Origin of the sequence: Nocardia seriolae NBRC 15557, from assembly GCF_007990715.1 — a bacterium.
Lineage (GTDB): Bacteria > Actinomycetota > Actinomycetes > Mycobacteriales > Mycobacteriaceae > Nocardia > Nocardia seriolae.
Genome location: NZ_BJWY01000166.1, coordinates 1 through 13,488, shown reverse-complemented (window position 1 = coordinate 13,488; position 13,488 = coordinate 1). Strand labels below are relative to the sequence as shown.

The following is a 13,488-nucleotide window of genomic DNA, read 5'->3' as shown; positions in this document are numbered from 1 at the left end:
TTAATGTCCGGCCCCACCCTCACGGGGTGGGAATGATTGGAACCAAATAAAATATTTGGCACTGACATTCATCGACACACTATTGAGTTCTCAAAGAACACACGCACACAGAACTTCGCGGGCACTTTGTCCCGGTCGGTCTCTGAGGCAAATTTTACAGCTTAGCCCAGCCGTATCAGCGGAACCAAATCCGCTGGTCAGGTGAAGCTAGTGTGATCATCAGGCGCTCCTCGTCCAACCTCGTTTCCCAGGCCCTTGGGGCTCCGGGTCGGTGTCCGTGTCGCTCTGCCCTGGAATAGGTTACGTGTTGCTACGAACAGAAGTCAAATCGGCTGTTCAGAGGACTAAATTAGCTCGCATGTACGTCTGCGATTGGTCGATTACGAGTGCGCTCGTCGACGAGTTCGCGGAACGACTGCCCGGCCATAAAGAAACCGACTGGCGCGTTAGTTGGTTGCCCGGCCGATTGGTCACCCGCGCGCAAGCCATCGCGGCGATGGAATTGGCCGAACTGCTCCACGACACCACCGCCACCGACCACGCCCCGATCCAGGCGACCATCGCCGCGACCGCCGAACAGCTCGGCATCCGGCCCATCGATGTGGCGATCGCCTTCTCCGCGCGCTACCCCTACCGCTGAGCCCCGGCGCTCAGAAGCCCGCGCGCTGTACGAACTGCTTGGCGGCATCGGCGCTCGCGAATCCGGACAGCTCCAGATAGAGGCCCGAGCCCGGAACGAACACCTCGAGCGTCGCGGCGCCATTGGTGTACTGGTCGCCCGGATCTATGCGGACCAGACGCGTGCCCTCGTCGGACGTCCACTCCGGATGCTGACTGCCCCAGATGTGCCGGAGGTTGTCGGGCTGCGTCGAGATGTAGGCCAGCGGGTAGTAGTCGTTGTCCGGCCAGTGCATGAGCCCCTTCAGCTGCGGGTCGTGCGCGCTGAGGGTGAATGCGGCCGCCGCGTCGTAACCGAACATGTCATCGGCCGGTTTCGGCCGGATGTCGTTCTGCAGCAGGGCCTTGCGCAAAGGCGCGGGCAGCGCGTCGACGATCGGCTGCACCGCGGGCGGCACCGGAGCCGGCGTCTTGGTCGTCGTGGTCGGTTTGGCCGAAGTCCTGGTCGTCGACGGCGCACCCGTGCGCGACTGCGTGGTGATCGAGGTGCTCGCCGCGGCGCCGGTGCTTCCCGAGTCGTCACCGCGGATCGCGAAGACCAGACCGACCACCAGGAGCAGCAGCACCAGCCCACCGGCGATCAGCACAATGGGCGACCGCCAGATCGGCCGCCGCGTCCCCGGAGGCGGCGCTCCCCACGGCTGCGGCGGCACTCCCGGCGGCGAGAACCCCGGCCCCGGCTGCTGCCACCCCTGACCTTGCCCTGCCCACGGCTGCCCCTGCTGCGACCACCCCTGACCCTGTTCCGGCCAGGGCTGTCCCTGCTGACCTTGTGGCGGCCTGGGCTGGCCCGGGTGCGGCGGGGGGTTGCTGCGGCGGGAAACCTTGCTGCCCTTGCTGATACGGCGGCTGCTGCGGGTCGACATTGCCCGGCTGCCCCGGGTCGTCGGGGTTCGGATACTGCGGCGGAGTTGTCATCGGGCCCGTCCTGTCAGTCGGATCTACCCTCGTCGTCCGGCCTCACCCATCTCGGCTCGTGTCCGGAGCGTATCGATCCGAGCCGGGCCGCTAATTTCCAGCACACATCATATCGGCGCGTCGGGTTGGTCGGCCGGTGCGCGGAGCGGATCGGCGATGCGGGCCCACCCTGCGATGGGCGCGCATACGCCGCCGGGCCGATTTCGGACGGAACCCCTCGTCCTGGGGGGAATCTCGTTGACACGACCCCGCACACGGGCCGAGATTGGGCCTGTGACAGGGGCGATCGCACTTCCCATTGGAGCAAGAACCGACTGGTCACAATGGTTGCGGGGACCGGAAGACCAGCCGCGCTGGGCCCGGCCCGCGCTGCTCGCCACCGCGACGCTGGCCGGGGTGCTCTATGTCTGGGGCATCGGAGCGCAGACCCCGCATCTGTACTACGCGGCCGTCGCGCGCTCGATGAGCATGAGCTGGCACAACTTCTTCTTCGCGGCTTTCGATCCGGCCGCGACCATCAGCATCGACAAACTGCCCGGGGCCATCTGGCTCCAGGCGCTGTCCACGCGGATCTTCGGACCACACCTCTGGGCGTATCTGCTGCCCCAGGTCATCGAGGGCGTGCTGACCGTCCTCGTGCTCCATCGCGCGGTGCGGCGATTGTCCGGTCCCGGAGCGGCGCTGGTGGCTGCGGCGGTGGCCGCCGTCACACCCGCGACGGTCACGCTGAACCGCGGCAATATCCCGTCCCGAGCACGGACGAGGTGGCTCGCATGGTCGAGTCCGGCGAGGTCGGGCTGGTCCTGATCACCCCGGCCCGGGACGATCGCCTGGCTGGATTCGCGGGCACTGCCGCGAGCTGCCGGGCGAGGGTGATGGGGCCGCGGTCCAGGCTTACTACTGCGCACACCACTGAACGGGCCCCGAATCACACTGCGGCACTTAGCATCCCTGAGCATGCAGGAACTGAGCGGTTTGCTTCACAAGATCAGGCACGGCCTCGACACCCAGGTCAGCCTGTCCCGGCTGCGACGGAATCGCACCCTCGCGGACGCGGTCGGCGGCCGCACCGTCCTGATCACGGGAGCTTCCTCGGGGATCGGCCGGGCCGCCGCCCTCGAACTCGGCGCGGCCGGGGCCACGGTCCTACTGGTCGCCCGCCGCGCCGACGAACTCGACCGGGTCGTCGGCGAAATCGAAACAGCCGGTGGCCGCGCCGCCGCATACCCCTGCGATCTCAATGATTTCGACGCCCTGGACGCCGTGACCGCGAACGTCCTCGCCGACCACGGCCGCGCCGACATCCTGGTCAACAATGCCGGCCGCTCCATCCGCCGCCGCCTCGACGAGTCCTACGACCGCTTCCACGACTACGAGCGCACCATGCGCCTCAATTACTTCGCCGCGGTCCGGCTCATCCTCGCCTTCGCCCCCGCCATGCGCGCCAACGGCGGCGGCCAGATCGTCAACATCCTGTCCCTGGCCAACCTCTACGGCAGCCCCGGCTACGCCGCCTACGTCGCCTCCAAGGCCGCCCTCGACTCCCTCGCCACCAACCTCCAGGCCGAAACCCACACCGAGAACCTCAGATTCACCTCGATCTACCTCCCCCCTGGTCCGCACCGACATGATCACCGCCAACCCGGTCTACCAGCAGGCCACCGCCAACGCCCTCACCCCCGCGGAGGGCGGCCGGATCATCTGCGACGCCATCATCGACCGCCCCCGCCGCCTGGCCCCCGTCATGGGCCGCATCGCCGCCCTGGTCGACAGCACCTTCCCGGAACGCGCCGACGCCATCCGCAACGCCCGCTTCGCCACCGGAATGTGAACTGCCGGCGCCTCCCCCGCCTTCACGATCACTTCGGCAAAGCACCGGGCCCGGTCACCATCAGGTGACCGGGCCCGGTTACTTCGATTCCGTTGCCGGAGGCGCGGACTAGAAGTCCATGCCGCCCATGCCGCCGGTCGGGTCGCCCGCGGGGGCGGCCTTCTCCGGCTTGTCGGCGACGACGGCCTCGGTGGTGAGGAACAGGGCCGCGATGGAGGCCGCGTTCTGCAGGGCCGAGCGGGTGACCTTGACCGGGTCGGCAACGCCGGCGGCCAGCAGGTCGACGTACTCGCCGGACTCGGCGTTCAGGCCGTGGCCGGCCGGGAGGTTCGAGACCTTCTCGGCGACGACGCCGGGCTCCAGGCCCGCGTTGAAGGCGATCTGCTTCAGCGGCGCGGACAGCGCGACGCGAACGATGTTCGCGCCGGTGGCCTCGTCACCGGTCAGGGACAGCGCGTCCAGGGCCGGGGAGGCCTGCAGCAGGGCCACGCCACCACCGGCGACGATGCCCTCTTCGACGGCGGCCTTCGCGTTGCGGACGGCGTCCTCGATGCGGTGCTTGCGCTCCTTGAGCTCGACCTCGGTGGCCGCGCCCGCCTTGATGACAGCAACGCCACCGGCCAGCTTGGCCAGGCGCTCCTGCAGCTTCTCACGGTCGTAGTCCGAGTCCGAGTTCTCGATCTCGGTGCGGATCTGCGCCACGCGGCCCTTGATGGCCTCCGGGTCGCCCGCGCCCTCGACGATGGTGGTCTCGTCCTTGGTGATGACGACCTTGCGGGCGGTGCCCAGCAGCTCCAGACCGGCGGTCTCGAGAGAGAGGCCGACCTCTTCGCTGATGACCTCGCCACCGGTCAGGATGGCGATGTCGGCCAGCATGGCCTTGCGGCGGTCGCCGAAGCCCGGGGCCTTGACGGCGATGGACTTGAAGGTGCCGCGGATCTTGTTCACGACCAGGGTCGAGAGCGCTTCGCCCTCAACGTCTTCGGCGATGATCAGCAGCGGCTTGCCGGCCTGGATGACCTTCTCCAGCAGCGGCAGCAGGTCCTTGACGGTCGAGATCTTCGAGCCGACCAGCAGGATGTACGGGTCCTCGAGGACCGCTTCCTGACGCTCCGGGTCGGTCACGAAGTAACCGGAGATGTAGCCCTTGTCGAAGCGCATGCCCTCGGTCAGCTCCAGCTGGAGACCGAAGGTGTTGCTCTCCTCGACGGTGATGACGCCTTCCTTGCCGACCTTGTCCATGGCCTCGGCGATGAGCTCACCGATGGACGAGTCGCCGGCCGAGATACCGGCGGTGGCGGCGATCTGCTCCTTGGTCTCGACCTCCTTGGCGGTGTCGAGCAGCGAGGCGGTGACGGCCTCGACGGCCTTCTCGATGCCGCGCTTCAGGCCGAGCGGGTTGGCGCCGGCGGCCACGTTGCGCAGGCCCTCGCGGACCAGCGCCTGGGCCAGCACGGTGGCGGTGGTGGTGCCGTCACCCGCGACGTCGTCGGTCTTCTTCGCAACTTCCTTGACGAGCTCCGCGCCGATCTTCTCGTACGGGTCCTCGAGCTCGATTTCCTTCGCGATGGAGACACCATCGTTGGTGATGGTGGGGGCGCCCCACTTCTTCTCCAGCACGACATTGCGGCCCTTGGGGCCAAGGGTCACCTTGACAGCGTCGGCGAGGCTGTTCAGGCCACGCTCGAGTCCGCGGCGAGCCTCTTCGTCGTACGCAATTGTCTTGGCCATTGCGTTGAGATCCTCCAGATCAGGGATGGGCATGATCTGGTCAGGTTCGGTGCCCGCGACGGACGACCGGAGGTACCGGCCTCACCGTTCCGACCTAGCACTCACGGGTACGGAGTGCCAAATCCCTTTCTAGCACTCGCCACCAGCGAGTGCAAGGTTGCCGGGAACCGGCTGCGAGGTTGTGAAGAACCACCGAATGGCCGCGCGAGCATGTCGGCGGCCGATGTCTCGCGAGGACTACGAGAAGTGCGAACGGTCGTCCACACGGAGCAACAGAGCGATCAGCGCGTCGGTGCGGCGTTCCTCCGGAGTGCGCGGTTCGCCGTGCTCGACCGTGACGAGTTCGGCGTCCTGCAGGAGGAGTTCGGCTTCGATGCGCATGATGGCCCGGATGAACGGTGGCGCGACCTTGGGTGGGAGGTCTCCGTTCACGATGTAGCCGCCGTCCGGCGTGTCCTCGGTGGAGACATAACTGAGCGCGCGCAGCAGATCGGCGCGCTTTTCCCCCGCAACTAGGTCGGAACCCTCGTCGCCCGCCATTCCACAATCGTATCTGCCGCATCATGCACACCATGGGACCCGGTGGCGCCCGAGCCCGCGCGGGCTCTACATCACCAGGTCGACGGCATGGTGGAGCGACACGCGGACGGCGAGCGGCGACATGCGGACTACTCGGTGTCCGGGCCTATCGGGCATCCGGGGCGGGCGCGGTCACACCGGGCACCGGCAGCGAGCCCAGCAGGGCTGCGATGTCGGCCTGCACCGAGTCCTTGTCCAGGCCCAGGCCGGACAGGACGCCGGTGCCGTTCTCCACCTCGAGCAGCGCGAGCAGCAGGTGCTCGGTGCCGATGTAGTTGTGGCCCAGCCGCAGCGCCTCGCGGAAGGTCAGTTCGAGGATCTTGCGGGCCTGCGCGTCGAACGGGATGAGGGCGGGCACCGGGTCGCCGGTGGCGGCGGGGAGCGCGGCGGCGGCCACCCGGCGGACGGCGTCGGTGGAGACGCCCTTGGCCTCGATGACCTTCACCGCAAGGGATTCCGGTTCGGCGAGCAGGCCGAGGACCAGGTGTTCGGGGCTGGTTTCGAGATTGCCGACGGCCCGGGCTTCCTCCTGGGCGGCCATCACGACGTGCCGGGCCCGCGGGGTGAAGCGGGCGAAACCGGCATTCGGATCGAGGGCGGCCGGATCGGCGGGAGCCTTGGGCACGAAACGCTTCTGCGCGGCCTGCTTGGTGACACCCATGCTCTGGCCGATTTCGGTCCAGGACGCGCCGAAGCGCCGGGCCTGGTCGACGAAGTGGCCGATGAGATGGTCGGCCACTTCGCCGATGTGGTTGCCCAGCACGACGGCATCGGAGAGCTGCTCGAGGATGTCGTCGGGGCGGGCCTTCTTGATGCCGTCGATCAAGTCGTCGAGGCGAATGGAGTTCGTCATGCGTCAACTCTAAGTTGCCCATTGTCTCTCGGTCAACCACTAGTTGACGAGTTGCATCGTCTCGCGGCTAGTCCTGCGCCACCTTGGCGACCATGCGCACGATCTGCTCCTTGAACCAGGCGGCCGTGCGACCGGTCAGTACCATCCGCGCGGGCGAGTCGTCGGCGTGCACGAACTGGATGACGCCGTCGCGGCGGCCGAGACTGATGCACTGGAAGACATAGCGGTACTTACGCTCCGCCGGTTCTTTGCCGTGCAACCGCGCCGCGATGGCGGTGGCCGCATACTGCCCCGCCGGAATCGCGGTGGCGCAAGCCATTCTGAGGTCACGGCCGTCCGGGCCCGCGATGACCGCGGCATCGCCGATCGCGTAGATGCCGGGGTTCGAGCGCGAGCGCAGCTCGTCGTCGACCAGGATGCGGCCGCGGCCGTCCACGGCGATACCGGACCGGGCCGCCACCTGCGGAACCTTGAAACCGGTTGTCCACAGCACGGTTTCGGCGGGGATGCGGTCCCCGTCGATCAGTTCCAGACCCTCGGCGGTCACGGCGGCCACCTTGGCATCGGTGCGGACCCGCACCCCGAGCCGGTCGAGGACGGCGCGAATGTGGTTGTGCGCCTTCGGCGCGAGCCAGCCGCCGGGTTCGTCCGCGCTGACCAGGGTCACCACCAGGTCCGGTCGCGACTCGGCGAGCTCGCTGGCGACCTCGATGCCGGTCGCACCGCCGCCCACCACGGCGATGCGGCCGGACAGCTGGGGCATGGCCCGGATGTCCTCGGGAACGGCCACGGAATGCGCGAATTCGGAGGCGCCGGGCACGGCGGAGCGATCCCCGGCACTGCCCAGCGCGTAGACGAGGGTGTCGTACCCGAGCGCTTGCCCACCGGCCAGTTCGACGCGGCGATTCGCGGCATCGATGCGCTCGACGTGGGCCTGAACGAACTCGATGCCCTTGCCCGCCAACATCTTCCGCAGATCGGCCCGGGGCACCCGCTGACCCGCCAGCGCCTGGTGCAGGCGCACCCGGTCGACGAATTCGGCGCGGGCGTCGACGACGGTGACCCGCGCGCCCTTGTCCTTCGCGACCTGCCGCGCCGCGGACAGTCCCGCGTACCCCGCCCCCAGAACGACGATTCTCTGCTGCCCGGTCATGAGAGTGCTCCTTTTCACTTCAGGTACACAGTCGGCCCCGCTCGGTGGCCGACACCCTCTAGACCGGACAGCCCCGCGATCCCTGACAAATCCGGCTCGTGTCCTGTGTCACAGCCGAATCCGCGGCGCGGAAACGCGTCTAACCAGCAGCCTTATCGGCGAGTGCCCGATCCCCGCGCCCGAAGTAGACGAGTTTGTCGGGATTCACCATGAGCCGCACCGAGTCGATCGATCCCCCGTCGAAACCGGCGGACACGATGCCCATCACGGTCCCGCGCAGCCGGGCCACGAAAGCCGGTGCGCCATTGACCTCTTCGATCGCGAAGTCCACGCCGGGCACCTTGGTGAACAGGCCCACCAGGTAGCGGGCCACCTTCGCGGCCCCGACGATGGGCACCTTCGCGGCATTGATCCTGGTGCCGCCGTCGGCCACCGCGACGATATCGGCGGTGAACATGGCCTCGAGCGCGGCCAGATCACCGGATTGCGCTGCGTCGAGGAACTTTTCGACCAGTTCGCGGGCGTGCGCCGGCGCCGGTTCGAAGCGCGGGCGCTCCTCGTGCACCCGGTGGGTGGCGCGGCGGTAGACCTGCTGGGCATTGGCCTCGGTGAGGTCGAGCATGTCGGCGATCTCGCGGTGCGCGTAGCCGAACGCCTCGCGCAGCACGAAGACGGCGCGCTCGGTGGGGCTGAGCCGCTCGGCCAGGGTCAGGAAGGCGATCGAGACCAGTTCCCGCTGCTCCGCCGATTCCAGCGGACCGAGTTCGCCGCGGCCGGTGGGTACCGGTTCGGGCAGCCACGGCCCGACATAGGCCTCGCGGCGGGCGCGGGCCGAATCCAGCCAGCTGCGGCAGAGATTGACCAGAATGGTGGTCAGCCAGGCCTCGGCGGAACGGATTCCGGTGCGATCGCTGGTATCCCAGCGCAGGTAGGTCTCCTGGACGGCGTCCTCGGCCTCGGCGGCCGAGCCCATCATGCGGTAGGCGAGCGCGAACAGCCGCGGCCGGTGTCGCTCGAATTCGACCAGCCCGTCGGCGTCCATGCTCCTCCGCCTCCCCGAATCTTCAGCGGACGGCTCAGAGCCGTCGGAGTCGGGCACCCGTGCCGGCGGTTGGGAGCCGAAACGATTTTGGACGTGCCCGACGAGTGACCCCGATCTTACGAAATAAGTCGTTACGTTGCGAAACTACTTTGCGGCAACCCGGATTGCGACGGCGACCGGCGTATTGGTGTACGTCGTGGACAGGCAGGCCAGCTTGGCGGTGCCGAGCGCCATATTGGCGTTGCCCTCCAGGAACGAGCCGGGGTGGGCGGCCAGGATCTGGTCGATCACCTGCTTCTCGACGTCATCGGTCAGATCGCGGAAGTCGCCGCAGGTGGTCTGGGCGCCATTGGGCGCGCTGGTCTTCTTGGCGACGGTGGTACCGGCCGGAGCGCCGGTCGGCGGTTCGATCGGCGCTCCGGCGGCGGTGGTGGAGGCGACGGCGCCGGTGGTTCTGGCGGTGGTGCTGCTCGCCTGCTTCAGGCCGTTCGCATCACCGGATTTGTCCGAACCACAACCGGCGAGACCCAACGCCATCGCTGCTGCGGCGAGGGCGACGATCGAAAGTCGCTTCATACCCTGCTTTCCGAACTTCCCGAGAGTGCCTGGCACCGGAGCGGCCCGGCGCGAGCAGCAGCGTACCCGGCGCGGGCAACTCTCGGAAGCGGAAGTTCGGGGTCAGTGCAGGTGCTGCTGCCAGTCCGCGGGGACCCGCCCGCGCGGGCCCGGGACCGGCTGATCGGCCGGATGCGCGTGCGGCGGCGCGAGTTCCGGGCCGCCCTCGTACATCTCCTTGTTGGTGAAGTTGTAGTACCAGTCCTCGCCCGGCTCGAAGCTCTGGATGAACGGGTGACCGGTGTTCTCGAAGTGCTTGGTGCCGTGCTGATTCGGCGACATATCGCAGCAGCCGACGTGCCCGCACTGCGCGCACCGGCGCAGGTGCACCCACCAGCCGCCGGCGGCGTCGCACTCCACGCAGCCGGAACCGCTCGGCACCATGCTGGGGTCGATGCCTTCGATCTGTTCGGTCATCACTGGCCTTCCGTAGTGGATTGCGCCGCTTCGGTTTCGGTGGGTGCGGCCGCCTCGAGCGGCAACCGCACGATGAATCGCGTGTTCCCGGGCTCGGATTCGACGCGGATGTCGCCGTGGTGCTTGTTCACCACGATCCGGAACGAGATGTCCAGGCCCAGGCCGGTGCCCTCGCCGACCGGCTTGGTGGTGAAGAACGGTTCGAAGATGCGGGTGCGGATCTCGTCCGGCACGCCCGGCCCGGTGTCGCCGATTTCCACCGCGGCGCAATCACCTTCGCGATAGGTGCGAATGGTCAGGGTGCCGCGGCCTGCCATCGCGGCCACCGCATTGTCGATCAGATTGGTCCACACCTGATTGAGCTCGGCGGCGTAGCAGGGCACCTGCGGCAGCGCCGGATCGTATTCCTTGACCACGGTGATGTCGTCGCCGATCTTGCGGGCCAGCATGACCAGCGTGGAGTCCAGCAGCTCGTGCAGGTCCACCACCTGGAACGGGGCCCGGTCCATCTGCGAGTACTGCTTGGCCGCGTTCACCAGCGAGGAGATGCGGGTGGTCGAGTCGGTGATCTCGTTCATCAGCAGCTCGGTCTCGACGGTGTAGTTGAGCCAGCGGATGGCCCCCTCGAAAACGTCTCCGCCGCAACCGGACAGGGTGCCGTGCACCTTCTCCAGCCAGTCGGTGTCGAATCCGGCCTGCACGAAGTTGGGCGCGAGATCCCAGCCGTTGGCGATGTCGTGCGCCTCGAGCCAGTCGCCGAGCTCGTCCTCGCGATCGGCGGCCTCCAGCGAGGTGAGCTTGGGGGCCTTGGCGACCTGCGCGGCGGCCTCCTCCTGCAGCTGCACCAGTGCCTCGAGGGTCTCGGAATCGAACTTGCCGTGCGCCATCATCTTCAGCTTGTGCCGCATCCCGGCCACCCGCTCGCGCAGCGAGGAGGTGGCGCGCACGGCGGCCGCGGCCGGATTGTTCAGTTCGTGGGTCAGGCCCGCCGACAGCGAGCCCAACGCCAGCAGCCGTTCCCGCTGCCCGATGCGCTCATTGGCATTGCGATTGCCGAAGAAGACGCCCTCCAACAGGTGCAGGGCCATGGGGAACCATTCCTGCATCATCTTCGCGAAGGTGCCCGCGTCCAGCACGAAGAACTTGGACGGCCGGGTCACGTAGAACGAGGCGGTGTAGGTCTGCTCGACCTTGTCGCCCATGTAGGCGGTCCACGCCCCCGAGTAGGAGCCGACGTGCTCGGTGCGGACGAGTTCGATCTCCTCGCCGCCCGACATCTTGGTCAGCACCACCTCGCCGTCCATCAGGATGTAGAAGCAGGTGGCCGGGTCGCCCTCGCGGAAAACCAGTCCGGGCTCGAACATTTCGACCCGGCCGTCGCGGCACAGCCAGGCCAGCTGCTCGTCGTCGAGCTTCTCGAACAGGAACAGCTGCCGCAGTTCGTTCGGGTCGCAGATCAATCGGGTATTGCCCATGTGCCCTACTTCCTACTGTTTCGCGAGCCAGCGGTGCACCAGCATGACGGCCATCGCGCCCTCGCCGACCGCCGAGGCCACCCGCTTGGCCGATTCCGACCGCACGTCACCGGCCACGAACACGCCGGGCACACTGGTCTCCAGATGCTGTGGGGGCCGCGAGAGTTCCCAGCCCGCGGGTCGTTCGCCGTCCACCATGAGGTCCGGACCGGCCAGCACGTAGCCCGCGTCGTCCCGCTTGACGATGCCGTCGAGCCAGTCGGTTTCCGGTGCGGCCCCGATGAACAGGAACAAACGCTCGGCGTCCACCTTTTCTTCCGTGCCGGTCGCGTTATCGCGCAGCACGATCCGTTCCAGGTGGTCGTCGCCGTCGGCGGACACCACCTCGGTGCGGGTGTGCACCTTGATATTGGGGATCTGCTCGATCTGCTGGATCAGGTAGTGCGACATGGACGCTTCCAGCGACTCGCCGCGCACCAGGATGTGCACGTTGCGAGCGCGCCGGGACAGGAACACCGCGGCCTGACCCGCCGAGTTCGCGCCGCCGACGATGTACACGTCCTTGTCCGCGCAGTCGCTGGCCTCGGTCATGGCCGAGCCGTAATAGACGCCGCGGCCGGTGTACTCGTCCACGCCGGGGGCCGGATGATGCCGGTAGTTGACGCCGGTGGCGATGAGCACCGAATGCGCGGACACCGTGCCGCCGTCGGCGAAGCGGACCACGCGCGCCGAACCGCACGCCTCGAGCGCGACCACCTCGCGCGCGGTGATCAGCTCGGCCCCGAACTTCACGGCCTGGCGCCGCGCCCGGTCGGCCAGCTGCGCGCCGGACAGTCCGTCCGGGAAGCCCAGGTAGTTCTCGATGCGGGAACTCTGCCCGGCCTGCCCGCCGGTGGCGGTGCGCTCCACCAGCACCGTGCGCAGTCCCTCCGACGCGCCGTAAACCGCCGCGCCGAGCCCGGCCGGTCCGCCGCCGACCACGATCAGGTCGTAGAAGTCGCTGGAGGCATCGGTATTCAGGCCGACGCCCTCGGCCAGCTGCGCGTCGGTCGGCATGATCAGCACGTCGCCGCTGGGGTTGATGATGACCGGGCACTGGTCCTCGGTGGCATTGGCGGCGCTCAGCAGCCGCGCGCCCTCCGGCTCGTCGACCTGATACCAGCGGTAGGGCAATTGGTTGCGCGCCAGGAACTCCCGGACCTCCGAGCAGCGGGCCGACCAGCGGTGGCCCACCACCTTGGTCTCGGTCACCGGCTTGTGGTCGTCCCCGCGCCACGCCTCGAGCAGGGCGTCGACGACCGGATACAGCTTCTCCTCCGGCGGATCCCACGGCTTGAGCAGGTAGTGGTCCAGGTCGACCACATTGATGGCCTCGATGGCGGCATTGGTGTCCGCGTAGGCGGTCAGCAGCACGCGGCGCGCGTGCGGGTGCAGGTCCATGGCCTGCTCGAGGAATTCGACGCCGTTCATGCCGGGCATCCGGTAGTCGGCGATCAGGACCGCGACCGGCTGGCCGCGCAGTTTCATCTCACGAAGCGCCTCGAGGGCGTCGGCGCCGGACTCCGCCCGCAGAATCCGATAGTCCGCACCGTACCGGCGGCGCAGGTCCCGCACGACCGCACGCGAGACGCCGGGGTCGTCGTCAACGCTGAGGATGGCCGGTTTCGCGGCAGCTGGTGAAGTCACCTATCGAGTATGAGCGGCCGCGTCAAATTCGATGGTGGTGCAACAGGTCCATCTCGCTCGGGGTGAGTAATCGTTCGAGCCGTTCCTCGAGGGCGCCGTTGGCCTTACGCCGGAACCGCTTGGTCGGCTTGTCGGATGTGGTGGTCTCCGCATCGGTCGCCGGCTCGTCGGCGGGCAGGACCGGGACCGTCTTGGTCTCCAGATGCAGGAGCGAACGCAGGTTCACGGCCGATCACCTCACGTTTCCCAATCGGAAGCTGGTGGCGGTGTCTGTTGCTTCGTCTATCCCACATTGTGCGCCGCGCATTACATTTCGGACATCGACACCCCCGGAATGTGATCTAGTTGATTTTCACCAGCGGAATGAACCCGGGGCGCGAGCTATACGTGCAGGTGGCGTGGGGTGATCCACGCCACGGAAACATGGGTGATCCAGGACACCCGAATTAGGATTCCGATACCGACCATTTCGTCCCCGGAGGCAATGTTGCCGAACACTCTCGAAGCCAA

14 protein-coding genes are annotated in these 13,488 nt (G+C 67.8%); 3 read left to right on the top strand and 11 right to left on the bottom strand.

Annotation, left to right across the window (positions count from 1 at the left end; translation table 11 throughout):
- Positions 1-358: 358 nt before the first annotated feature.
- A complete protein-coding gene (locus NS2_RS32545) occupies positions 359-640 on the top strand; it encodes a hypothetical protein (protein WP_033091100.1) in 282 nt (93 codons plus the stop codon).
- Between the two features lie 10 nt (positions 641-650).
- Here the strand turns inward: NS2_RS32545 and NS2_RS32540 are convergent, their stop codons facing one another.
- Entirely contained in the window at positions 651-1,544 is an 894-nt protein-coding gene (locus NS2_RS32540; protein WP_143161512.1) for a hypothetical protein, read from the bottom strand.
- 379 nt (positions 1,545-1,923) lie between these two features.
- Here NS2_RS32540 and NS2_RS32535 point away from each other — a divergent pair, with 379 nt between their 5' ends.
- Together NS2_RS32535 and NS2_RS32530 are read left to right on the top strand one after the other, a co-directional pair.
- Positions 1,924-2,403: an ArnT family glycosyltransferase gene (locus tag NS2_RS32535; protein ID WP_033091102.1), complete on the top strand. Its 480-nt coding sequence runs from the start codon at positions 1,924-1,926 to the stop codon at positions 2,401-2,403.
- Between the two features lie 150 nt (positions 2,404-2,553).
- A complete protein-coding gene (locus NS2_RS32530; protein ID WP_230463976.1) occupies positions 2,554-3,495 on the top strand; it encodes an SDR family NAD(P)-dependent oxidoreductase in 942 nt (313 codons plus the stop codon).
- A 40-nt stretch (positions 3,496-3,535) separates the two neighbouring features.
- Here NS2_RS32530 and groL read toward each other — a convergent pair whose 3' ends face one another.
- The 10 genes from groL to NS2_RS32480 form a co-directional block, all read right to left on the bottom strand.
- On the bottom strand, positions 3,536-5,158 hold the full coding sequence (gene groL, locus NS2_RS32525) for a chaperonin GroEL (RefSeq protein ID WP_033091111.1): 1,623 nt from the start codon (positions 5,156-5,158) through the stop codon (positions 3,536-3,538).
- A gap of 237 nt (positions 5,159-5,395) precedes the next feature.
- On the bottom strand, positions 5,396-5,698 hold the full coding sequence (locus NS2_RS32520) for a hypothetical protein (RefSeq protein ID WP_033091103.1): 303 nt from the start codon (positions 5,696-5,698) through the stop codon (positions 5,396-5,398).
- 145 nt (positions 5,699-5,843) lie between these two features.
- Positions 5,844-6,590: a Clp protease N-terminal domain-containing protein gene (locus tag NS2_RS32515; protein ID WP_045439943.1), complete on the bottom strand. Its 747-nt coding sequence runs from the start codon at positions 6,588-6,590 to the stop codon at positions 5,844-5,846.
- Between the two features lie 67 nt (positions 6,591-6,657).
- The gene (locus NS2_RS32510) at positions 6,658-7,743 is read right to left on the bottom strand and encodes an NAD(P)/FAD-dependent oxidoreductase (RefSeq protein ID WP_033091104.1); all 1,086 of its coding nucleotides are present in this window, start codon (positions 7,741-7,743) and stop codon (positions 6,658-6,660) included.
- A 139-nt stretch (positions 7,744-7,882) separates the two neighbouring features.
- Positions 7,883-8,785, bottom strand: coding sequence for an RNA polymerase sigma-70 factor (locus NS2_RS32505; protein WP_033091105.1), 903 nt, complete (start codon positions 8,783-8,785; stop codon positions 7,883-7,885).
- 144 nt (positions 8,786-8,929) lie between these two features.
- A complete protein-coding gene (locus tag NS2_RS32500) occupies positions 8,930-9,361 on the bottom strand; it encodes a hypothetical protein (RefSeq protein ID WP_143161511.1) in 432 nt (143 codons plus the stop codon).
- A 102-nt stretch (positions 9,362-9,463) separates the two neighbouring features.
- Positions 9,464-9,817: a UBP-type zinc finger domain-containing protein gene (locus NS2_RS32495; protein WP_033091107.1), complete on the bottom strand. Its 354-nt coding sequence runs from the start codon at positions 9,815-9,817 to the stop codon at positions 9,464-9,466.
- Positions 9,817-11,292: an ATP-binding protein gene (locus NS2_RS32490; RefSeq protein WP_033091108.1), complete on the bottom strand. Its 1,476-nt coding sequence runs from the start codon at positions 11,290-11,292 to the stop codon at positions 9,817-9,819. The genes NS2_RS32495 and NS2_RS32490 overlap by 1 nt, the downstream gene beginning before the upstream one ends.
- A 12-nt stretch (positions 11,293-11,304) precedes the next feature.
- Positions 11,305-12,978, bottom strand: coding sequence for an NAD(P)/FAD-dependent oxidoreductase (locus tag NS2_RS32485; RefSeq protein WP_033091109.1), 1,674 nt, complete (start codon positions 12,976-12,978; stop codon positions 11,305-11,307).
- Between the two features lie 22 nt (positions 12,979-13,000).
- The gene (locus NS2_RS32480) at positions 13,001-13,204 is read right to left on the bottom strand and encodes a hypothetical protein (protein ID WP_033091110.1); all 204 of its coding nucleotides are present in this window, start codon (positions 13,202-13,204) and stop codon (positions 13,001-13,003) included.
- Between the last annotated feature and the right edge of the window lie 284 nt (positions 13,205-13,488).